Origin of the sequence: Streptomyces niveiscabiei, from assembly GCF_033794345.1 — a bacterium.
GTDB lineage: Bacteria > Actinomycetota > Actinomycetes > Streptomycetales > Streptomycetaceae > Streptomyces > Streptomyces niveiscabiei.
The window spans coordinates 1-21,047 of record NZ_JARAYJ010000023.1; the positions used below are offsets into that span (position 1 = coordinate 1).

General features: G+C 71.1%; 20 protein-coding genes and 1 pseudogene. 10 read left to right on the plus strand and 11 right to left on the minus strand.

Features of this window, described 5'->3' with window-relative positions; all coding sequences use genetic code 11:
* Positions 1–278: 278 nt before the first annotated feature.
* Both PV682_RS27580 and PV682_RS27585 read left to right on the plus strand, forming a co-directional pair.
* Positions 279–1,019 carry a transposase gene (locus PV682_RS27580; protein WP_319734500.1) on the plus strand — a complete coding sequence of 247 codons (741 nt, stop codon included), beginning with the start codon at positions 279–281 and terminating at the stop codon, positions 1,017–1,019.
* Positions 1,020–1,121: 102 nt separating this feature from the next.
* On the plus strand, positions 1,122–1,877 hold the full coding sequence (locus tag PV682_RS27585) for a transposase (RefSeq protein WP_319734501.1): 756 nt from the start codon (positions 1,122–1,124) through the stop codon (positions 1,875–1,877).
* A gap of 103 nt (positions 1,878–1,980) precedes the next feature.
* On the opposite strand, the gene ltrA is transcribed toward PV682_RS27585, so the two are convergent.
* The 4 genes from ltrA to PV682_RS27605 all read right to left on the minus strand — a co-directional run bounded on the left by ltrA (position 1,981) and on the right by PV682_RS27605 (position 5,717).
* Positions 1,981–3,243 (minus strand): group II intron reverse transcriptase/maturase, encoded by a 1,263-nt coding sequence (ltrA, locus tag PV682_RS27590; RefSeq protein ID WP_319734502.1) that lies wholly within the window; start codon positions 3,241–3,243, stop codon positions 1,981–1,983.
* Between the two features lie 643 nt (positions 3,244–3,886).
* Positions 3,887–4,498, minus strand: coding sequence for a hypothetical protein (locus tag PV682_RS27595; RefSeq protein WP_319734503.1), 612 nt, complete (start codon positions 4,496–4,498; stop codon positions 3,887–3,889).
* A gap of 60 nt (positions 4,499–4,558) precedes the next feature.
* Complete coding sequence (locus tag PV682_RS27600; protein ID WP_319734504.1) at positions 4,559–5,155, minus strand: hypothetical protein; 597 nt, start codon at positions 5,153–5,155, stop codon at positions 4,559–4,561.
* A 181-nt stretch (positions 5,156–5,336) separates the two neighbouring features.
* Positions 5,337–5,717, minus strand: coding sequence for a hypothetical protein (locus PV682_RS27605; RefSeq protein ID WP_319734505.1), 381 nt, complete (start codon positions 5,715–5,717; stop codon positions 5,337–5,339).
* Positions 5,718–5,910: 193 nt separating this feature from the next.
* Here PV682_RS27605 and PV682_RS27610 point away from each other — a divergent pair, with 193 nt between their 5' ends.
* Positions 5,911–6,651, plus strand: a complete 741-nt coding sequence (locus PV682_RS27610; protein ID WP_319734506.1) for a hypothetical protein — start codon at positions 5,911–5,913, stop codon at positions 6,649–6,651.
* A gap of 303 nt (positions 6,652–6,954) precedes the next feature.
* Here PV682_RS27610 and PV682_RS27615 read toward each other — a convergent pair whose 3' ends face one another.
* From PV682_RS27615 to PV682_RS27625, 3 genes and pseudogenes are all read right to left on the minus strand, one after another.
* Positions 6,955–7,662 (minus strand): zinc-binding dehydrogenase, encoded by a 708-nt coding sequence (locus PV682_RS27615; RefSeq protein WP_319734507.1) that lies wholly within the window; start codon positions 7,660–7,662, stop codon positions 6,955–6,957.
* A 76-nt stretch (positions 7,663–7,738) separates the two neighbouring features.
* Positions 7,739–8,062, minus strand: a pseudogene (locus PV682_RS27620) (alcohol dehydrogenase catalytic domain-containing protein); the annotation flags it as partial.
* 60 nt (positions 8,063–8,122) lie between these two features.
* The gene (locus tag PV682_RS27625) at positions 8,123–9,073 is read right to left on the minus strand and encodes an aminoglycoside phosphotransferase/kinase family protein (protein WP_319734616.1); all 951 of its coding nucleotides are present in this window, start codon (positions 9,071–9,073) and stop codon (positions 8,123–8,125) included.
* Between PV682_RS27625 and PV682_RS27630 the strand changes: the two genes are divergently transcribed.
* Complete coding sequence (locus PV682_RS27630; RefSeq protein ID WP_319734623.1) at positions 9,072–9,335, plus strand: hypothetical protein; 264 nt, start codon at positions 9,072–9,074, stop codon at positions 9,333–9,335. The two genes, PV682_RS27625 and PV682_RS27630, sit on opposite strands and share 2 nt — an antisense overlap.
* Before the next feature lie 200 nt (positions 9,336–9,535).
* Here PV682_RS27630 and PV682_RS27635 read toward each other — a convergent pair whose 3' ends face one another.
* Positions 9,536–10,483 (minus strand): cation diffusion facilitator family transporter, encoded by a 948-nt coding sequence (locus tag PV682_RS27635; protein WP_319734508.1) that lies wholly within the window; start codon positions 10,481–10,483, stop codon positions 9,536–9,538.
* Between the two features lie 206 nt (positions 10,484–10,689).
* On the opposite strand from PV682_RS27635, the gene PV682_RS27640 reads away from it, so the two are divergent.
* The 3 genes from PV682_RS27640 (at position 10,690) to PV682_RS27650 (ending at position 13,511) form a co-directional block, all read left to right on the plus strand.
* Positions 10,690–11,091 carry a hypothetical protein gene (locus tag PV682_RS27640; protein ID WP_319734509.1) on the plus strand — a complete coding sequence of 134 codons (402 nt, stop codon included), beginning with the start codon at positions 10,690–10,692 and terminating at the stop codon, positions 11,089–11,091.
* 78 nt (positions 11,092–11,169) lie between these two features.
* Positions 11,170–12,279: a PLP-dependent cysteine synthase family protein gene (locus tag PV682_RS27645; protein ID WP_319734510.1), complete on the plus strand. Its 1,110-nt coding sequence runs from the start codon at positions 11,170–11,172 to the stop codon at positions 12,277–12,279.
* Entirely contained in the window at positions 12,276–13,511 is a 1,236-nt protein-coding gene (locus tag PV682_RS27650; protein WP_319734511.1) for an MFS transporter, read from the plus strand. Before PV682_RS27645 ends, PV682_RS27650 begins: the two co-directional genes overlap by 4 nt.
* On the opposite strand, the gene PV682_RS27655 is transcribed toward PV682_RS27650, so the two are convergent.
* On the minus strand, positions 13,501–14,364 hold the full coding sequence (locus PV682_RS27655) for a LysR family transcriptional regulator (protein WP_319734512.1): 864 nt from the start codon (positions 14,362–14,364) through the stop codon (positions 13,501–13,503). The two genes, PV682_RS27650 and PV682_RS27655, sit on opposite strands and share 11 nt — an antisense overlap.
* 68 nt (positions 14,365–14,432) lie before the next feature.
* On the opposite strand from PV682_RS27655, the gene PV682_RS27660 reads away from it, so the two are divergent.
* Positions 14,433–15,335 carry an EamA family transporter gene (locus tag PV682_RS27660; protein WP_319734513.1) on the plus strand — a complete coding sequence of 301 codons (903 nt, stop codon included), beginning with the start codon at positions 14,433–14,435 and terminating at the stop codon, positions 15,333–15,335.
* A gap of 80 nt (positions 15,336–15,415) precedes the next feature.
* Here PV682_RS27660 and PV682_RS27665 read toward each other — a convergent pair whose 3' ends face one another.
* A complete protein-coding gene (locus tag PV682_RS27665) occupies positions 15,416–16,048 on the minus strand; it encodes a class I SAM-dependent methyltransferase (RefSeq protein ID WP_319734514.1) in 633 nt (210 codons plus the stop codon).
* A 109-nt stretch (positions 16,049–16,157) separates the two neighbouring features.
* Here PV682_RS27665 and PV682_RS27670 point away from each other — a divergent pair, with 109 nt between their 5' ends.
* Complete coding sequence (locus PV682_RS27670; protein ID WP_319734515.1) at positions 16,158–17,270, plus strand: sensor histidine kinase; 1,113 nt, start codon at positions 16,158–16,160, stop codon at positions 17,268–17,270.
* Entirely contained in the window at positions 17,267–17,911 is a 645-nt protein-coding gene (locus PV682_RS27675; RefSeq protein ID WP_319734516.1) for a response regulator transcription factor, read from the plus strand. Before PV682_RS27670 ends, PV682_RS27675 begins: the two co-directional genes overlap by 4 nt.
* A 48-nt stretch (positions 17,912–17,959) precedes the next feature.
* Here the strand turns inward: PV682_RS27675 and PV682_RS27680 are convergent, their stop codons facing one another.
* Entirely contained in the window at positions 17,960–21,043 is a 3,084-nt protein-coding gene (locus PV682_RS27680) for a family 78 glycoside hydrolase catalytic domain (RefSeq protein ID WP_319734517.1), read from the minus strand.
* Positions 21,044–21,047: the final 4 nt, after the last annotated feature.

The following is a 21,047-nucleotide window of genomic DNA, read 5'->3' on the forward strand; positions in this document are numbered from 1 at the left end:
CCAACGAAGCGATCTTCGATCTCATCAAGACTCGGCTGGCCGCTGGCATCCATGCCCCGACCGTACAGGCAGGGCAAACGTTGCCTGATGCGGCACTAGCTTGACTCTGTCGGGGATCTTGGAACGTCCCGCCAGTGGGCATGCTCGCGGTGTTCCGAGTGTCCATGCAGTTGTCGAGGTGCCCGTTGTCCCTCCGCCCCCGTTCTGGTGAGCGAGTCCCGCCTCTGACCGCGCAGATCGCGCGGGCGAGCAACCCGGGCGGTACGACGGCGATATGGGTGCGCGACCTACTGGACGGCCTGTGGCACGACGAGGACTTCACCGACTGGTACCCACGTGACGGACGCCCCGGCCTCTCGCCGGCCCATCTGACCACGGTCTGTGTGCTGCAGTTCGTGCTCGGCCTGTCGGACCGGCAGGCCGCTGAGGCGGTTCGCTGCCGCATCGACTTCAAATACGCGCTGGCCATGGAGCTGGACGACCCCGGCTTCCACCACAGCGTGCTCACCGACTTCCGCGTCCGCCTCACCGAGGACGGTCGGGCCGACCGCTTTCTCGACCTGGCGCTGGCCCGCCTGAAGGAAGCCGGACTCGTACGCGAGCGCACCACGCAGTGCACCGATTCCACCCACGTCCTGGCCGCGGTCCGCGACCTGACCCGGCTGGAGCTGGTGACCGAAGCGGTCCGCGCCGCGCTGGAGGAGTCGCCGGTACCGCCCCCCTCGTCGACGAGAACTGGGGGCGCCGCTACGGCCGTCCCGTCCGCCTGGGCAACCCCACCAAACCCAAGACCAGGACTCTGGCCACCGGAAACGACGCCGTCCAGCTCCAGGAGCACCTCTACTGGCATGGGAAAGACCACGCGTTCGGCACCCGGGTCCAGTCCCCGCGCCGGATCATGGTGCAGAACTACCACCGCAACGCCGCAGGACACCTGTACTGGCGCATCGCCGAGAGCGAAGGCGGGCCGGGGCTGCCGCCCTCGGCACAGGCGATCGTCTCGCCCTACGACACCTTGAGGTTCCCCCGCTACGCACGCCACGGGCACATCATCAGCTGGAAGGGGTTCTCCGCCCACCTGACGGAGACGCGCTCCCGATGGCCCCAATGTGATCACGGACGTGGCCACCACTACGTTCACCACCCACGACAGCAAGGTCCTGCCCGGCATCCACACCCGACTGGACCGTCGCGGGCTGCTGCCCGCCGAGCACCTGGTCAACAGCGGCTACACACCCCTGCCTCACCTGGAACAAGCCGCCCGCGAACACCAGATCACCGTCTCCGGACCGCTCCGGGGCAACCCCACCCGGCAGCACCGCCGGGGCGAGGGCTTCGCCCGCGACGACTTCCACATCGACTACGACCGCCGGCAGGTCACCTGCCCACAGGGGCAGGTCAGCCAGGGCTGGCACGGCCCCTACCCGACCTCCTCGCCCACCGCGGCCCTGCTGATCGTGGCCTGGTTCACCAACAGCCAGTGCCACCCCTGCCCGGTCCGCGCACAGTGCACCGCCTCCCGCGAAGGCCACCGCACCGTCAGCTTTCCCCCGCGAGAACTCCGCGACCTGCAACTCCGCGTCCGCGCCGAGCAACAGACACCCGAGTGGAAGACCCGTTACGCGGTCCGCTCCGGAGTCGAGGGAACGGTCAACGAGTTCGCACACGGACACGGCATGCGCCGCTGCCGCTATCGCGGACAGCAAAAAGCCCACGTCCGGCACGTCCTAACCGCCATCGCCATCAACATCGAGCGCCTCAGCGGTCTCCCAATAACCGAGGAGGCACGCGCTCCCCGCCGACCGACAGCCTGTCAGACATACCTCGACCAGCATGAACTACCCCGGCCGAAGGCCTGGCGCACTCTGGGCACCTGACCTTGCCAGCTCCAAGAGTCGGGTGGCCCGGGGGAATCTCACCCCCGGGCTCCCACAGAACGGAGCGTGACAATCTCTCGTCACTCCGCTCTTGTCATCCTGGTCACCAGGCAACAGAGGCTTCAGTTGCCCACCGCCATTGTGCGAACAACCGGGGATATCGCTTGGCGATCCCCTGCATGCACTCGACGGCCTTCCTCAGCCCCGCGAGCCGCTTGTACTTTCGTCGGATCCACCGCACCAAGTAGGCGTTGATGCGCGCCAGGAGGGGATACAATGCCGACCGATAGAACCGGCCGTAGTAGTTCATCCAGCCCGCCACGATCGGATTGATCGACTTGGCGAGTTCCACGAACGTGAAGCTGGAGCGACGATGGAGCCGCCATCGGCGTACTTCGCGCCCCATCTTGTTCAGAGCATCCTTGCTGACCGCCGGCAGGAACGACAGGAACTTCACGCCGTCCTTGGTCCGTGCGCCGCGTGGGCGAAACGTGAACCCCAGGAACGTGAAGGACGTGTGCTCGTAAGAGCCGCGCCGCTTCCCGTCCTTGCAGTACACGATCTTGGTTTTGTCGGGGTGCAGTCGCAGCCCGACCTCCTCCATTCTGTTCCCGAGCATCGCCAGGACCTTGCGGGCCTGACTCTCGCTGACGCAGTGCACCACCGCGTCGTCGGCATAGCGTTCGAACTGGACACCCGGGCATGTCCGGGTCAGCCACATGTCGAACGCGTAGTGCATGAACAGATTCGCCAGCACGGGCGAGACCGCAGACCCCTGCGGGGTGCCCCGATCCCGCATCTGCAAGGAGCCGTCCGGCAGTTGAAGCGGCGCGCGAAGCCACCGCTCAACATACAACTTCACCCAGACGGCATCGGTGTGAGCCTCCACAGCCTTGACGATGAGGTCCCAGCGGACACTGTCGAAGAACTTCTGAATGTCGAGGTCGATCACCCAGTCCTTCTTCCAGCACCGTGCCCTGCAACGCTCTACCGCATCCAAGGCCGACCGCCGGGGCCGGTATCCATAAGAGTCCTCGTGGAACACAGGGTCCACACGGACACCGAGATGCCGGGCCACGACTGTCTGGGCAACCCGGTCGGCGACAGTGGGAATGCCAAGCATTCTCGTGCCTCCACCGTGCTGCTTTGGAATCTCTACCGCACGCACCGGAGGAGGGAAATACGTCCCCGACGACATCCGATTCCAGACCTTGTAGAGGTTGTTCCTCAGATCGGCCTCGAAGTCCTCGATGGACTGCGCATCCACTCCCGGTGCGCCCTGGTTTCTCTTCACATCCTGGAAAGCCTCCCAGACCTCCCACTCCGGGATATCAAACGGCTTGTCTGACGACTTCAACTGCCCCATCGGCTCCTCCCGGTCATAGCCGGCTGGCCAAACGAACACAGTTACGGATGACCCGGCCCCTTCGCTCCACCCCCATTACAGGGGCTTCATCGCTACTACGGGCCGGTCCGCCAGCGCACCCAGCGACGGTACTCAGTCCCTTGCGGTTTCAGCCGCTTGGGACGCTCCCTCTCACCGCTCAACCCGAGCGGACAGTGTCAGGGTGCGCTTTCTCCTGTTCCATGCGGAAGCAGCAGATCAGGCTCACGTCATCTTCATGCCGGGCACCATCTGGCCAATAAACGGGCTCCCGCCAGACTCATCCCAGAGATCGGAAAATATCTCCGGTTCTGATGCCTTCTCGCTCTGTTTCGACACGTCAACAATGATTCGCTTGCGCTCGTCTTCCTGATCCCCACCTGACGCCTCTCACGACGCCTTTTCCTCATCGCTCACCACGACGGTCTTCAGTCAACGCAGCATGAGGCGGTTTGGAGCCTCCCCCCGCAGGGCGACTCCGAAGGGCCAATTCCTTCATCTCCCGCACAGCATCACTTGAGGATGCAATTCCTACATAGAGTTCCTCATCGTGTTCAGGACACACTCCCCGACAGAGTCAAGCTAGTGGCCCCAGTGATCTACCAGTAGCTACCGGACTGGTAGATCACCCGGCATCGGCTCCGGGCTGAAGCTCGCGGCGGCGCCGCCATCGACCAGGCGTCGGCTGCGCGGCGGCGCGCACGGCGACACCGAAGGCATGAGGGGCCGCTTCCAACTCGGCTGCGCTCGCGGCTTCGTGGTAGCCGTATGCCGCCGCCATCACACGCTCAGCGGTCTCGCGCACCTGGAGGTCGGAGTGCTGAATGAGCGGGGCGGAGGCCTGAGTCACTGCGGTGGCCTTGGGCGTGATGCTCGAAGTCGCGGCCTTCTGCTGGATGCGCTCCTGGGACAGGACCCAGCTGGCCCCACCCAGGACCGCCGCGAGCTGGCGGCGGTCGGCCCCCCTGATGAAGGCGGCGAGGCCAACGTCAGCCATCCCAGCCAGGATGCCAGCGCGGACCTTCTCCATCCCGTTGCTCCACAGGATGCGATCCTCGTCGACCGCGTCGCGCAGCTGCGCGACGGCCACGAACATGGCGTCGAACTGGGCACCGAGGTTATCGCGCTCGGCCTTGACCTCAGCGCGGACTGTAGCGCGAGCGTTCACGCATGCACCGAGAGGGACGGCCACCAGGCCGACCACGGGAGCTATGAGGGTGTTGGGATCGAAGGTCACTGGCACAGAATGCCGTACAACTCCGCATGCTTCGTCCCGACTTGACAGCCTCCCGTGCGCCTACTTGATGGTGCCGGTCCAGTTCGGGTCGTCGCCGAGGAAGCTGCCGCTCTGAAGCCACGCATCGTCGGAGCGGCTCATGGTGAACAGGACCTCCTTGCCGTCACTCTTGGCGAGGGAGTACTCGGCGGTGAACGTGGCGGAGCGGCCTGCGGCGAGTCGGCCGTCGGCCTGCTTCGAGCCTGCCTCGACGTACAGGAACTCGGTCTGCCCACCGGTCGTGGCACCTTCGGCGTTGTAGCCGAAGCCGTCCAGGTCGTACGCCTTCTTCGTGCCGTTGGTGATCGTGAACGTGACCCGGAACGGGGTCATGTCGGGGTCAGGCTTGGTGTCGTACTCGCCCCATTTGGTGATCGTGCTAATGCTGTCGACCTTCGTCTTGAGCCCGTCGCTGTAGGCGAAGGTGTCCCCCACCGCGAGCTCGGTGTCCGGCTTATCGTCGGCGGCCGGGGCCGCGTCGCCGTCGGGCGAGTCGGAGGCCGGCGAGCTGGCCGCTGCGGTGGCGCGTTCAGCCTTGCCCTGCTCGGGTTCGCTGCATGCGGTGAGCGTGGCGGCGAGGATGGCGATGGTGGCGAGCGCGGTCGTTCTGGCGTGCATGGTCCCCCCAAGGACGGTACTGAACTGTCCGTCATTGTGGGGGCGTTGTGTAACTTACGGATGGGGCGTGCACTCTTCGTGTCGCAGCTGTGACACGTGTGAGCCCCGCCGCAGGGGTCCTCTGGCGGGGCTCGTCCCGGCGGGTGGGGCGAGGGGACGTACGTCCGGCCCACCGGTACTGCTACACGTACACGGTGTACGTCTTGCAGTAGTCCTTGTTGCAGCCCTTGATCTGGGCCCTGTCGAACTTGCCGCTCGGGCTGTTGACCGGTCCCACTTGAGTGTTGCTGTCACGCCACTTGCCCCAGCTGTCGCCGTGGACACGCATCCAGACGTGGCCTGCGCAGGAGCCGTCGTTGCCCTTGCCTGCCACCGCCTTCTTACTGGTCAGGTTGATGGCATAGGTGGTCCCGCAAGGCCGGGTGAACTCGCCGAATCCATCGACGAAGTAGACACCGGTGTCCGGACGATGCCCGGACCCGGTGTCCGCGGATGCGGTGCCAGTGGTGAGCATGATGGCCGCGGCAGTGGCGCCGAGGGCTGTGGCGATGCGCTTGCGCATGAAGTTCCTCCGTTGGTATGCCTCGCGGGTCCAGTAACGATCGGACACCGCGGCCAACGTAGGGGGCATGCCGCTCACGGAGTACCTACAACTGTCTAGGGTGAACCACGGGGAGCACGCACAAGTTGGCCCGGGACACCGGAGTGGTGTCGCTTCCCTGACGGCACCTCCGCACACCGCTACCGTCACAGGCATGGAACCGGGAGACTGGATCGCTGTCGGGGCTGGGGGCGTAGCGGTCATCGCAATGCTGATCAGCCTGTCGCAGGCGAAAAGTGCGCGCACAGCGGCAACTCAAGCAGAGCGGCAGGCCGCTGCCGCCGAGGATCAGGCAAACCTTCTGCGCCAGCAGCTCGCTCAGGCAACTCAGGCTCATCGAGAGCAGAACGAGCCGTACGTCGTCGTGGACATTCAGCCTGACCAGCCTGGATCGGGTCTTATGGTGTTGCTCATCGAGAACATCGGTCCCACCGTCGCCCGGAACGTGCAGGTCACTGTCACACCGCCGCTGGAGTCTGGCCTTGGGGACACGCACACCCAGCGCTTGCAGCGTGCCATGGGCCGCACCTTCCCGATGCTGCCTCCCGGACGGCGGCTGAAGTACGTATTCGACGTCCCAGACCGCTTCAGCAACACGGCGCTTCCTCAGGTGTACGACTTCACGGTCAGGGCCGAGGGGCCGTACGGTCCGGTAGAGGATCTTGCGTACACGGTCGACTTCGGGACCTGGGGCGAATCGCTGGTGGGTGAACGCCCCATGAAGAGGCTGGAGCAGAAGGTGGCTGACGTCGCCAGCAGTCTGAAGAAGCTCGCCGACCACTACGGCAAGGCCAACGCCACGTCGATTCGCACCGAGCAGGAACAGCGAGTCGCTCGACTGCGACAGAGGGCACCGGGCGACGGCACACCGGCTGGAGACGGTACGAACCCCTGACTGGTGCCCCAGTCCCAGATGGAACCCCATCTGGGAGCACGACATTCGCGCGGCCCACCCGGAACACAGGCGGTGTACGGCCGCCTGGTACGCCTGCCCCGTTCAAGGGCTCACGGCAAGCGTACGCGGTAGCGTCACCATCTCGGCCAGTACAAGTAGGAGTGTCCAGGGTGCCGGCCTTCGTCCATCGCGGGCGCGCGGCTGGTGCTCTTCAAGTCGTCATGGCAGGCATTCTCTCCGACTCCCCTGCTCCTATCGGAGGCCGCGGCGAGGGCCCCGTGTCTCTGTCCGAGCCCTTCTCCCTCACGCGTCCGGATTCAGCACCATCCGGAACCGCGCCTTGCCTTCCTGCTGTGTCTTCAGCGCGTGTTGCGCCTCCTCCAGTGGGGCCGTCTCGACCATCGGCCGTACGCCGGTCGTGGCGGCGAAGCGCATCGCCTGTTCGGTATCGGCCGGGCTTCCTGTCAGGTGCCCGGCGATGGTTCGGGCTCCCATGACCAGTTTGCCCAGGGGTAGTGGGAGGGGGGTTCCGTCGAATCCGACGACGGTGAACTGTCCGTGGGGGGGGGCGAGGCCGTCGGTGAGTTCCGCGAGGGGCTTGGTGCTGGAGGCTGTGGAGAGGATGAGCCGTGCGCCGCCCAAGGCGGTGAGTGCGGCTCCGGGGTGTTGGCGTTCGGCGTCGATGTAGTGCCGCGCGCCCAGTTCTTCGGCGAGCGCCCGCTTCTCCGCGCCCCGCCCGATCGCGGCGGTCTCGAACCCCATGGCGGCGGCGAAGCGAACGGCGAGGTGCCCGAGCCCGCCGATCCCGAGGACGGCGACCAGGTCACCGGGCCCGGCGCCGGAGTGGCGCAGGGCGTTGAAGGTGGTGACTCCGGCGCAGCCGAACAGACAGGCGTCCGCAGGGGTCAGCCCGTCGGGGATCCGGGCGAGGGTGGTGGCGGGCACGGTGGTCGTGCTCGCCCACCCGCCGGGGTACGCGAGCCTCGGCACCTTGCGCTCGGGGCGGTGCACGACGTCTCCGGTACGGCAGGGCGCGGCAGTGCCCGCAGCTCCCGCCGAACCAGCTGGCGGTGCCCCTCTCCCCCACCGCCCACCCGGCAACGTCCGGCCCCACCTCGGCGACGACGCCGGCGACTTCGTGCCCCGGCGTGACGGGGAAGCCGGTCGCCAGGGCGGGGTCGCGGACCGTTCCGGTGTCGGCGCCGCAGATCCCGGCGGCCATCACATCGACCCGCACCTCACCGGCCCCGGGTGCGCGTGCCTCCACCGGCACGGCCTCCACGGCCGCTCCGGCAGTGGCGACCTGGGCGACCCGGTGGCGGCGGATCGCGTACCGGGACACGGAAGCCCCTCCTTCGTGCGACGGGGCGCTGAGCTTCATGGGGTATCGCGCGTATGGCTCCGTCCGCATGGTGAGCCGTGCCGAACGGCCCGGGTGGAGGGGTAGGGCGAAGGGGGGTACAGCGGGTGGCTATGGCCGGGTCGGGGCGACGCCTCCCGCGAAGGGCAGGGTCCGCCAGTGTTCGACGGCGGGCGTGAGGTACTCCATCAGTTCGGGCAGCTGGGGCGCCAGGGTGAGCGTGGCGACGGCCCGCAGCATGCCGACGGCGTCGGCGAAGCGCAGGACGTCCTCGTCGAGCGTCCGCGTGCCGGCGTTCCGTGCGCCCCGGTCGTAGGCGGCCCGGTGTTCGGGGCCGAGGGCGGCGAGGTCCCATTCGACGGGCCCCAGGGTGACCAGTTCGAAGTCGGCGTAGAGGTCGCCGTCCACCCCGGCGAAGATGTTCGCGGGCGGGGAGTCGCCGTGGACGGCCTGGAGTGCGATGCCCGGGAACCGGGCCTCGAAGGCGGCGCGGGAGCGGACGAGGGGTTCCAGGACCCGCCACTCGCGGCGGGCGCGGTCCAGGTCGGCCGGGTCGATCAGGACGGGGTCGGCGAGGCTCCGCGTGACGAAGTCCGGGTCGGCGGCGGACAGGAACTCCAGGCGGCCCGGGTAGCCGCGCAGGGCCGCGTGGAGGGCGGCGGTGCTCTCGGCGTTGGCCACGTAGTCGGGTTCCGTGTCCCGGTTCTCGGGGACGTACGTCCAGAACGTCATGGAGAAGCCGTCGCGCTGGACGGGTTCGCGCGGTACGAGCGGGCTGGGCGCGATCACGGGCACGCCCTGCCGGTCGAGCCAGCGGGTCACGGCCAGTTCGTCGCGCTGGCGGCGGGCGAGGGCGGCCGGGTCGGCGGGCTGCGGCAGGACGGTGGGGATGCGGACGACGACGGGCGCGGGCGCGAGGTGCACGACGACGGAGAAGACGTCGTGGAGCACGCGGGCGTCGGTGACGGTCAGGCCGAGTTCACGGCCCGCGGCGACGGCCGCGCCGAGGGCGGCGGAGGTGCGGGCGGCGCGCTGTCGCGGGGTCAGGAAGGCGGTCGTCATGGGTTCCTCGTTCCGGGTGGGGTGGTCAGTGGCGGCGGCCGGCGCGCAGTTCGAGCCGGTCGCCGTGGAAGCCGCGGTCGTGGGTGACGGCGACGACGGTGCCCCGGTGGGCACGCAGGTGGTCCTCCAGCCAGCGCACGGCCGCCGTGTCGAGGTGGTTCGTGGGTTCGTCGAGGAGGAGCCGTTCTCCCCGACGACGGCCGCCTTCTCGCCCGGCCGGACGGTGAAGGTGACCTGGTCGAGGACGGTACGGGTGGCGTAGGACTTGGTGACGTCCTTGACGGACAGCTGGGTCATGGCGGTTCGGGCGCGGGCGCGCATAGGACTTTCCCCGGGCGTGCGGAGGGTCGACGGGCGGCAGAGACGGCGGGATCGGCCGTGCCCGGACTCAGACGAAGAAGAGGAAAGCCATGGCCCGACGGTAACAAGGGGGGTCGCCGGGCCTCAACGCGTATTCCCGGGTCAGTGTTCGTGCGGTCCCGCGCGGTGCACCGGTCCGTGTGCGCCGTCGGGGGTGTCCTCGCCCGCGTGGTCGACCTGGAGTGTCGTGTGGGTGATCGCGTGGCGGGTGCGCAGGAGGCGTTGGAGGTCGCGGCGGACGGCGTGGCAGTCGCCGTCGGGGGCGACCAGGACGTGGGCCGAGAGGGCGGGTTCGCCCGAGGTGATCGTCCAGAGGTGGAGGTCGTGGATCTCGGCGACCGAGGGGCGGGCGGCCAGTTCGTCGCCGATGGCGTCGGGGTCGAGGCCGACGGGGGCCGCTTCCAGGAAGATCCGGCCCGAGTCGCGGACCAGCCCGTAGCCCGCCTTGGCCATGAGGGCGACCACGGCCAGCGTCGCGATCGCGTCGGCGCGGGCGAACCCCGTGAGGACGACGACCAGCGCCGCGACCGCCGTGCCGATGAACGCGAAGAGGTCGTTGAGGATGTGCTGGTAGGCGCCCTCGACGTTGAGGGAGCTCCGGTTCGCGCGGGAGACGCACCAGGTCGCGGCGATGTTGACGACGATCCCGGCGAGGGCGGTCGCCAGCATGAGGCCGCCCTCGACGTCGGGCGGGTCGACGAGGCGCCGTACCGCCTCGTACGCCAGCCAGGCGCCCAGCAGGAGCAGGGTCAGGCCGTTGGCCTGGGCGGAGAGGATCTCGGCGCGTTTGAGGCCGTACGTGAAACCGCCCCGGGCGGGCCGCGCGGACAGCCGCATGGCGACGAGCGCGAGGACGATGGAGACGGCGTCGGTGAGCATGTGCGCGGCGTCGGAGATCAGCGCCAGCGAACTCGCCAGGATGCCGACGACGACCTCGGCGGCCATGAACACCGTGATGAGGGCCAGGGCGGTGCCGAGCCAGCGGCGGTCCGCGTCGGAGCTCACGCCGTGGGCGTGCCCGGCGTGCTCCGCGGTGTCGTGACGGCTCATGTCGGACGCCTTCCTCGTACGCGGGCTCCCGGACAGCAGTGAAACCCAGAAGGAGCGCCCGCGCCAAACGTCGTCACCTGGGCGGACGCGGTCGCCGGGGCACTTGCCGGGCCCCGCCCGGCGGGGGAGGTGCGCGTGGTTGCAGGCCACCGCCCGGCCGGCACTGACAGGATCTTTACGCGCGCCGACGGTTAGGGTTCGTGTCCATGCGGGCCGTGTCGATCAGCCGGGACACCCGCTCCGTGCGCCGGGCCGGAGCGGTGCTGGTGCTCGCGCTGGTCACGCTCCTGCACGTGCTGTGCTGCGCCCACGGCCCCACGGCGGCCGAGCCGTTACGCGCGGACGCCCTGACCGTCGTGTCGTCCGTCGCGTGCGAACCGCACCGCCCCGGCCACGGGTCCCACGGCGGCTCCTCCCACTGCGTGGACGCGGACGAGCCGACCGTCCAGCCGCCCCGCGACCACCCGGCCGGCCCGCTCGCCCCGGTCACGGCCGTACCCGCCGTCCTCCATCCGGCGGCGGCCCCGCTCCCCCGCCTCTCCGGCACTCCTCCCCCGCCCCTGCCGCCCGGCAACGACCGGGCCCGGCTCGGCGTGTGGCGGACCTGATCGGACCGGAGTCCGATCACGATCCGTCTCTTCCCCCGACCCACGGCCGGCTGTGTCCGGCCGCAGGAGAAGCACGCCATGACGCATACCCCCCACGCTCCGGTGTCCCAGTTGCTGGCCGACGCCAAGCACCCCCTCCACACGCCCGCCGGGCTGGTCGGCGACACGCCCGTCCTGTGGATCGGCGAGCCCTTCACGGCCGCCGGACGCGGCTTCTGGGCCAAGCTGGAGGGCCACAACCCGGGCGGCATCAAGGACCGCACCGCCCTGTACATGGTCCGCGCGGCCCGCGAACGCGGTCTGCTGCGGCCCGGCGCCCGCGTCGTCGAGTCGACGTCGGGCACGCTCGGCCTCGGCCTGGTCCTGGCCGGCGCGACGTACGGCCACCCCGTCACCGTCGTCACCGACCCCGGTATGGAACCCCTGATGACGGGGCTCCTCACGGCGTACGGCGCCGAGGTCGACCTCGTCACCGTCCCGCACCCGGAGGGCGGCTGGCAGGAGGCCCGGCGGCGCCGGGTCGAGGAGCATCTCGCGCGGGACCCGGAGGCCTGGTGCCCGGACCAGTACAACAACCCCGACAACGTGGCCGCGTACGCGCCGCTCGCCACCGAACTCGTCGCCCAGCTCGGGCGGATCGACACGCTGGTCGTCTCGGTCGGCACGGGCGGGCACTCCGCCGGGATCGCGTCCGTGCTGCGCGGCTGGTTCCCGCGCCTGAAGGTCGTCGGTGTCGACACGACCGGCTCGACGATCTTCGGGCAGCCCGCCGGGACGCGGCTGATGCGCGGTCTCGGCTCCAGCATCTACCCGCGCAACGTGGCCTACGACCTGTTCGACGAGGTCCACTGGGTCGCCGCCCCCGAGTCGGTGTGGGCGGCCCGCCACCTGGCCCGCAGTCACTACGCGACCGGCGGCTGGAGCGTCGGCGCGGTCGCGCTGGTCGCCCGCTGGCTGGCGCGGACGCTGCCCGCCGAGGACCGGATCGCCGCCGTCTTCCCGGACGGGCCGCAGCGGTACGTCGGGACGGTGTTCGACGACGAGTACTGCCGGCGCCACGACCTGCTCGGGCGTCCGCCCGCCGACGAGCCGGACGAGATCGCCGCGAGCCGTGAGCGGACGGTCACCCGCTGGACGCGCTGCACGCACGTCGTCGACCCCCTCGCGGTGACCGGGGTTTCCCGGTGAGGGGGCTGTGGCGGCAGACCCGCTCCTTCCCGCCGGCCGTGCGGCTGCTGATGGTCAACCAGTTCGCGATCAATCTCGCGTTCTACATGCTCATGCCCTACCTCGCCGCGCATCTCTCGGACGGACTCGGACTGGCCGCCTGGGCCGTCGGACTGGTCCTCGGGGTGCGGAACTTCTCGCAGCAGGGGATGTTCCTGATCGGCGGGACGATCGCCGACCGGTTCGGGTACAAGGCGCCGATCCTGGCCGGGTGCCTGCTGCGGACCGTCGGGTTCGGGCTGCTGGGCTGGGTGGACAGCCTGCCCGCGCTGATCGCCGCGTCGGCCGCGACCGGGTTCGCGGGTGCGCTGTTCAACCCGGCGGTGCGGGCGTATCTCGCGGCCGAGTCGGGTGAGCGGCGGGTCGACGCGTTCGCCACGTTCAACGTCTATTACCAGGCGGGGATGTTGCTCGGTCCGCTGGTCGGACTCGCGCTGCTGGCCGCCGACTTCAGGCTGGTGTGCGCTCTCGCGGCGGCCGTTTTCGCGGGGTTGAGCCTGCTCCAGTGGCGGGCGCTGCCCGCGCGTCGCGGGGTCGCTTCCGGGAGCGGTGAGAGCGTGCTCGCCCAGTGGCGGACGGTCGTCGCCAACCGGCCGTTCCTGCTGTTCTCCGCCGCGATGATCGGCTCGTACGTGCTGACGTTCCAGGTGTATCTGGCGCTGCCGCTCGCCGCCGAGGACGCGCTCGGGGAGCGGGGCACGGCGGTCACCAGCGGGCTGTTCGTGGTGTCCGCCGCCGTCGCCGTGGCGGGTCAGCTGCGGCTCACCGGCTGGGCGAAGGGGCGGTGGCGGCCCGACGAGGCGCTCGTGCGGGGGCTCGCGGCGATGGGGGTGGCGTTCCTGCCGCTGGCGCTCGTCCCGCGCGGGTCGTCGTACGCCGTCCTCGCCGGGCTGGTGCTGGCGGTGGTGCTGCTCGCGGTGGGGTCGGCGGTCGTCTACCCCTTCGAGATGGACACGGTCGTCGCACTGTCCGGGGAGCGGCTCGTGGCCACGCACTACGGGCTGTACAACACCGTGTCCGGGCTGGGCATCACCCTCGGCAACCTCGTCACCGGGGCGCTGTGGGACGTCGCCAGGCGGCACGACGCGCTGTGGCTGACGTGGGGGACGCTCACCGTGACGGGTCTCGCGTGCGCGGCCTCGGTCGCCGCGCTGGCCCGGGGCGGGCGGCTGCTGAAACCGGTCACGGTGTGACCCGGTAGAGCGCCGTCAGCAGCTCCACCGCCTGCTGGGCGGCGGGGTGCGGATCGTCCCGCCACCAGGCGAGACGGACGACGACCGGCTCGGCGTCGAGCACCGGAAGGTACGCGACGCCGGGCCTCGGGTACTGGTGGGCCGTGGACTCGGCGGTCACACCGATGCTGCGGCCCCCGGCGATCGCGGTCAGCCAGTCGTCGACGTCGTTGATCTCCGCCACCGCCGGACGCGCGCCCGGCGGCCACAGGTCCGGGGTCGTCGTCCCGGTCCTGCGGTCCACCACCAGCGTGTGTCCGGCCGCGGCGAGGTCCGCGAGGCGTACGGCGCCGGCTGCGGCGAGGGGGTCGTCGGCCGGTACGGCGGCGAGCCGGCGCTCCAGGCCGACGACCGCCGCGTCGAGGCGGCGGTCCTCCAGCGGGCGGCGTACGACGGCCAGTTCGCAGGTGCCCTCGGCGAGGCCGCCGGTCGCGGAGTTGTGGCGGATCAGGTGCAGGTCGGTGGCCGGGTGGGCCTCGGCCCAGCGGCGCTGGAAGACCGGGGTGTGCCTGCCGAGCGCCGACCAGGCGTAGCCGACGCGCAGGCTGGTGTGGCCCGAGGCCGCCTCGTGGACCAGGTCGTCGATCTCGGCGAGGACGCGGCGGGCGTGCGCGAGGACGCGGGTGCCCGCGGCCGTCGGGGCGACCTCTCGCGACGTACGCCTCAACAGCCGTACGCCCAGCGCCTGTTCGAAGGAGGCGAGGGTGCGGGAGACGGCCGCCTGGGAGACGCCGAGGGTGATCGCGGCGTCGGTGAAGGTGCCCTCGTCGACGATGGCGACGAGGCAGCGCAGGTGCCGCAGCTCCACATCCATGCGGTCAGCGTATAGATCTCGCGGTGGGTGCATTGTGCGTATCCGGGCGGGCGGTTGAGCATCGTGCCATGCCCGCCACCAAGGATCGGTCCTTCGTCGCCGGGGTCGCCACGATGGTCGGGAGCGGTCTGTCGAACCAGACCGGTGCCGCGATCGGGTCCCTCGCGTTCCCCGTCATCGGCCCGGTCGGGGTCGTCGCGGTCCGGCAGTACGTCGCGGCCGTCGTCCTCGGCGCCGTCGCGCGGCCCGGGCTGCGCGGTCTGACGTGGTTCCAGTGGCGGCCCGTTCTCGCGCTCGCCGTGGTGTTCGGGACGATGAACCTCTCCCTGTACACCGCCATCGACCGCGTCGGCCTCGGGCTCGCGGTCACCCTGGAGTTCCTCGGTCCGCTCGCCATCGCGCTCGCGGGGGCGCGGCGGCGGATCGACGCGGGGTGCGCGGTCGTCGCCGCCACCGGGGCGGTGACGCTGATGCGGCCCCGGCCGTCGGCGGACTACGCCGGCATCGGGCTCGGGGTGCTCGCCGCGTGCTGCTGGGCCTCGTACATCCTGCTCAACCGGGCCGTCGGGGAACGGGTCCCCGGCGTGCGGGGGCCGGCCGCCGCCTCCCTCGTCTCCGCCGTGCTGTTCCTGCCGGTCGGGGTGGTCGTCGCGGTGCGCCACCCGCCGTCCGCGAGCGCTGTGGGCTGCGCGGTCGCGGCGGGGGTGCTGTCCTCCGCCGTGCCCTACCTCGCCGACCTGATCACCCTGCGGCGGGTGCCCGCGCAGGCGTTCGGCCTGTTCATGAGCGTCAATCCGCTGCTCGCCGCCGTCGTGGGGTGGGCGGGGCTCGGGCAGCGCCTCGGGTGGGCCGAGTGGGCGGCCATCGGCGCCGTCGTGGGCGCCAACGCCGTCAGCATGACGACGCGGTCCGCCGCCGCACCAGCGCCACGCCCACCCCGGTCAGCGCCGGCACGGGCCCGCCGGGGGTGAGCAGCCGTACGAGGGACAGGGACTCGGCGCGGCTGCGCGCGGTCTGCGGGACGCCGCTCGGGCGGGGGCGGCGTCGAGGTTCATCGGAGTGTCCCGTCCGTGCCCAGGGGGCTTCTGAGGTGCCACGCGTATGCCGGGGGCAGGTTGGCCCAGACCGTCCAGCGGCCCACGGCGTACCGGCGCTGGTAGGCCGCCATCACCTCGTCCACCTCCGCGTGGCGGCGGGCCTCCGCGCGGGAGGCGGTGAGGGTGCGGGCCCTGCGGGTGCCGAGGTAGGCGAAGTAGGTCAGCGTGCCGCCGGGGTGCAGGAGTTCGAGGAGGCGGGCCATGATCTTCTCGACGTCGCCCGGCGGGAAGTTGGTCAGGGGGAGGCCGGAGACGATGACGTCGTAGCGGGTGTCGGTGGCGAGGTCCTCGATGCGCTGCTCGTGGACGGCCGCCCCGGGGGCGAGGGCGCGCAGGCGGGCGGCGAAGCGGGGGTTGGCCTCGACGATGTCCAGGGTGCTGCCGCGCGGGAGGGCGGGGAGCAGGACCCGGGTCACCGCTCCGGTGCCCGCGCCGACCTCCAGGACCGCGAGGGGGTTCGGTGCCCGGTCGCGGACCGGTGCGGTCAGGGCTCGGGCGAGGGCCTTGCCGCTGGGGGCGATCGCTCCGGTGGTGCGCAGGTCGCGGGCCGCCTCGCGGAGGAAGGCCCAGCGGTCGTGGTCGTTCATGGAATCGACGCTAGGAATCGGCTCGGGTCTTCGAATCGGTCGTTGTGCGACGCTCACCCTCGACTTTCGTAGGGGGTGCGCGCAGGCCCGCGTGCCTAGGATGGGCGGCGTGAGCGGGAGAACAGGCGCCCGGTGGACGGCCGTCGGGCGGACCGCGTTGGTGGTCGCGTGCACGGTGACGTCGCCGGTCGGCACCGACCGGGCGTTCGTGGTCCCGGTGGCCGTGGCCGCGCTGGTGTGCGGGGCGGTGCTGCTCGTGCCCCGGCTGCGGTGGCCCGTCGCGCCGGCCGTCGTCTCCCTGGCCACGGCGTGGTGGGGGCTGCCGCTGCTGCCGCTGCTGGTGATCGCCCTGTTCGGCATGGCCGTGGACCTGCGGTGGCGGGCGGCGCTCGGGTGGGCGGCGGTGGCGCTCGCCGGGAACCTGCTCAGTTACCGGGAGACCGCGCTGTGGACGAGCACGACGTACGCCTCCGTCGTGCTGCTGCCCGGCCTCGCCGTCGTCGGCGGGCTCTGGCGCGGCAACCGGCGCCGCCTCCTGGACGCCCTCACCGCCGACCTCGCGCATCTGCGGGTCGCGGCGCAGCTCCGCGAGGACGCCGCCCGCGCGGCCGAACGGTCCCGGATCGCCGCCGAGATGCACGACGTCCTCGCCCACCGGCTCAGCCTCATCGCCCTGCACACCGGGGTCCTCACCACGAAGGGCGGCCTGCCCGCGCCGGTGGCCGAACGCCTCGCGCTGCTGCGGGAGACCTCCGTGGAGGCGCTCACCGATCTGCGGGAGGTGCTGGGCGCGCTGCGCGACACCGACTCGCCCGAGCTGCGGCCCGCGGTGCGGGACGTGCGCGAGCTCGTCGAGGAGGCGCGGGGGGCCGGGCAGCAGGTCGTCCTGGTCACCGACGGGACGCCCTCGCTGGCGCCGACCACGCATCGGCTCGCCGTGTACCGGCTGGTGCAGGAGGCGCTGACCAACGCCCGCAAGCACGCCGACGGGGCGCCCGTCACCGTCCGCGTCTCCTACGACCCGCCGGACACGCTCGTCGAGGTCACCAATCCGCCCGGCGGCTCCCGTACGGACGCGGACGGTTCCGGCTACGGGCTGGTCGGTCTGCGTGAGCGGGTCGGCGCGCTCGGCGGCGAGTTCAGCGCCGGGCCCGCGGGCGCGGGTGTCTGGCGGCTCGCCGCGCGTCTCCCCCACCCCTCCGTCTCCCCGGGACAGCCATGATCCGCGCCATGATCGTCGACGACGACGCGCTCGTCCGCCTCGGTCTCGCCGACCTCCTCTCGGGCGACCCCGGCATCACGGTCGCCGCGCAGGCGTCCGACGGCCTCCAGGCGGTCTCCCTGGCCACGGCCCACGCCATCGACGTCGCCCTCGTCGACGTGCGCATGCCCCGCATGGACGGCATCACCGCGACGTCCCGCCTGCGCGCCCTCCCCCACGCCCCGAAGGTCGTCATCCTGACCACCTTCGACCTCGACGAGTACGTCTACGACGCGCTCGCCGCCGGCGCGGACGGGTTCCTCCTCAAGGACACGGACCCCGCCGAGATCCTCCGCGCCATCCACCTCGTCGCGGCGGGCTCGGCGATGCTGCACCCCGCGGCGGCCCGGCGCCTGATCGACCGGTACCACGCGAGCAGCGGCCCCCGTACGTCCGCCGCCCGGTCCCTGGTCGAACGCCTCACCCCCCGCGAACGCGATGTGCTCGCGCTGCTGGCCGAGGGGGAGACCAACGCGGACATCGCCGGGCGGCTGAACATGCGGGAGAGCACGGTGAAGGCTCATGTCAGCCGGATTCTCACGGGTCTTGAGGTGACGAACCGGGTACAGGCGGCGCTGGTGGCGCGGGACGCGGGGGTCTAGCGCTTCGGGGGGTCCGCCGGGCAGGGCCTCCCGGCGGACCGGTTCGGGTCAGGGCAGGCGGGTGGTGATCCGGTAGCGGCCTGAGGTGAGGCGGTAGGAGGAGGTGGTGTCGGTGTGGGTGAGGAAGCGGGCGCCGTCGGCTTCGGAGAGGGGGGTGCGGCCTTCTCGGACCGTGTCGGGGGACGTCGAGGGGAGGTGGAGGGTGGCTTCGGTGTTGGGGGGTACCGCCGCCTCGTACGTGAGGATGTCGTCCGTCGTCGTCCAGGCGCTGTGGATCTCGCCGTACGGGGAGTCGTGGGTGGCGGCGACGTGGGTGATGCGGCCGGTGGGGTCGAGGTGGGGGGCGAGGGTGAAGCGGCGGAAGCCGGGGTGGGCGGGGTCGCGGGCTATGCCGGCCATGTAGGCGTACATCCACTCGACGATCGCGCCGTAGGCGTAGTGGTTGAAGGAGTTCATGGAGACGGGGCCGAAGCCGTCGGTGCGGGAGTAGGAGTTCCAGCGCTCCCAGACGGTGGTGGCGCCGCCGCGGACCGAGAACAGCCAGGAGGGCAGGGCGTCCTGGTGGAGGAGGGCGTAGGCGAGGTCGGAGCGGCCCTCGTCGGAGAGGACGGGGGCGAGGACGTTGACGCCGAGGAAGCCCACGGAGAGGGTGTTCTCGGCGTAGCGGACGCGGGCGCTGTCGGGGTGGGCGGCCTTGTACGCGGCGTCGTTGCGGATGTTGTCCGCCAAGTGGCCGACGAGGGCGTGGCGTTGGGCCTCGGTCTCGTAGAAGCCGAGTTTCAGGACCCACAGGAGGGCGGTCTGGGTGTTGTCCTCGGTCTTCTGGTCGGGGTCGGCGCCGGGTTCGATGGGGGACGCCGGGCCGAGGCTCGACTTCACGGTGACCGAACTGCCCTCGCCCGCGAGGTACTTGGTGATGAACGCCTGCCGGATGCGGGCGAACAGGTCGGCGTAGGCGCGGCCTTCGGCGGGGCGGCCGATCGCGGGGGCCATCTGGGCCATGAGGCGGGCGACGTAGCCGTAGTAGACGTCGCTCATGAGCTGGGCGCTGGTCTTCTGGGGGGCGAGCCAGTCGCCGGTGAGGGAGCCCTGTCCGGCGTAGGTGTCACCGGTCTGCTGCCGGATCCAGTCCAGGTAGGCCACCATGGCGGGCCAGTTGTCGCGGACGATGGTGTCGTCGCCGGTCATCTGCCAGACCGTCCAGGGCAGGACGACCCCGCAGTCGGCCCAGCCGCTGCCGCCGCCGGGGAAGTTGTAGCGTCCGCCGGGGGCGACGCCGGTGAACTGGCGTCCGCCCTCGCCGTAGAGGGCGGCTGAGTCGACGACGGTGTCCTGGAACTGGGTGAGGAAGGCGCCCGCGTCGGCGTTGTAGAGGCCGGTGGTGGCGAAGATCTGGGTGTCGCCGGTCCAGCCGAGGCGTTCGTCGCGCTGGGGGCAGTCGGTGGGGACCCAGAGGTAGTTGCCGCGCTGTCCCCAACGGACGTTGCTGATCAGCTGATTGGTGTCGGCGTCGTCGGTGGTGATGGTGCCGGTCTCGCGGATCGCGGAGGTGACGACCTTCCCGGTGAGCCCGGTGACGGTGACCGTGTCGGAGGCGGTGACGGACACGTACCGGAAGCCGTAGAAGGTCAGCGAGTCCTGGTGGGTCTCGCCGCTGCGGTCGCCCTTGAGGACGTACGTGCTGGTGGCTTTCGCGCTGCGCAGGTTGGCGCGGTAGACGGAGCCCTCGGGGCCGTCGGCGCCCTCGCTGTCGTCGTTGAGCATCTCCGCGAACCGGAACTCGACGCGGGCGCCCGCCGGTCCGCGCAGGCTGTAGCGGGCGACGCCGACCATGTTCTGGCCGAGGTCGTAGACGGCCGTGTCACCGGGGCCGATCGTGACGTGCGCGGCGGCGGCCCGGCCGGGGTCGGTGACCGTGCGGGCGGGGTCGACGACGATGCGGCCCTTCCCGTCGCCGGTCACCCCGGTGTACACGGTGACCGACTCGGGGCGGCGGTCCCAACGGGGCATCAGGCGGGCGGAGTCGGCGGGGTGGGCGAGCAACCGGACGCCGGGATAGCGGGTTTCGTACGGGACCTGCTCGACCTCGCCCCAACTGCTCACGGGGTAGCCGGACTTGGTCCAGCCCGGCAGTTCCTGGCGGGCGTCGTAGGTCTCGCCGTCGTAGATGTCGTCGGCGCGCCAGGGGCCGGTGTCGGTGGCCTTCCAACTCGGATCGGTGACAACCGACTTGGTGGTGCCGTCGGTGTAGCGGATGAGGAGTTTCGCCTTGAGGGCGAGGGGGTTGCCGTCCTTGGACCAGTAGGTGCTGCCTTCGGAGATGCGGCCGTTGTACCAGCCGTTGCCGAGGACGGCGGCGAGGGTCACCGTCCGTTCGCCCGCGATGAGTTGGGGGACGTCGTAGGTCAAGTAACTCGCGCGGACGTCGTAGTTGGTCCAGCCCGGGGGCAGGAGTTCGCGGGTGGGGGTGCCGTCCTGGAGGGCGGTGAGGGGGTGGCCGTTGACGTGGGCGTCGTACACGCCGAGGGCGGCGACGTACAGGCGGGCCTCGCGGACCTTCGTGCGCAGGGGGACCTCGGTGCGCAGGAGGGGGGCGCCGGGGCTGTGGGGGGTCTTGCCCTTCATGCCGATCCACTGGGCGCCGTCCCAGCCGGTGACGCCGTCGGTGGAGAGCAGGCCGGTCTCGAAGAAGGCGACGGGGGCGGTGCCGACGGTGCGGTCGCGGGTGTCCCAGACGGTGACGGTCCAGTGGTAGCGGGTGGAGGGGCGCAGGGCGGGGCCCCGGTAGCGGACGGCGACGGAGTCGGCGGAGTGGATGCGTCCGCTGTTCCAGACGTCGGCGCGGGTCGCGGTGAGGCGGTCGGGGGAGGTGGCGACGAGGATCTGGTAGGCGCCTTGGGCTCTGCCTCTGGCGAGGGAGCGGGTGCGCCAGCCGAAGCGGGGGGTGGTGGCGTCGATGCCGATGGGGTCGACGCGGTGTTCGACGGTGAGGCCGGTCACCTCGCCGTCCCGGGTGCGTGGGGCCGCCGCTGCCGGGGTCGCCGGGAGCCCCGCGCCCGCGACGGCGACCGCTCCGGCGGTGGCGGCGAGGACGGTCCGGCGAGGGAGGCCCTGGTCGGGTCCATGGTTCACACCG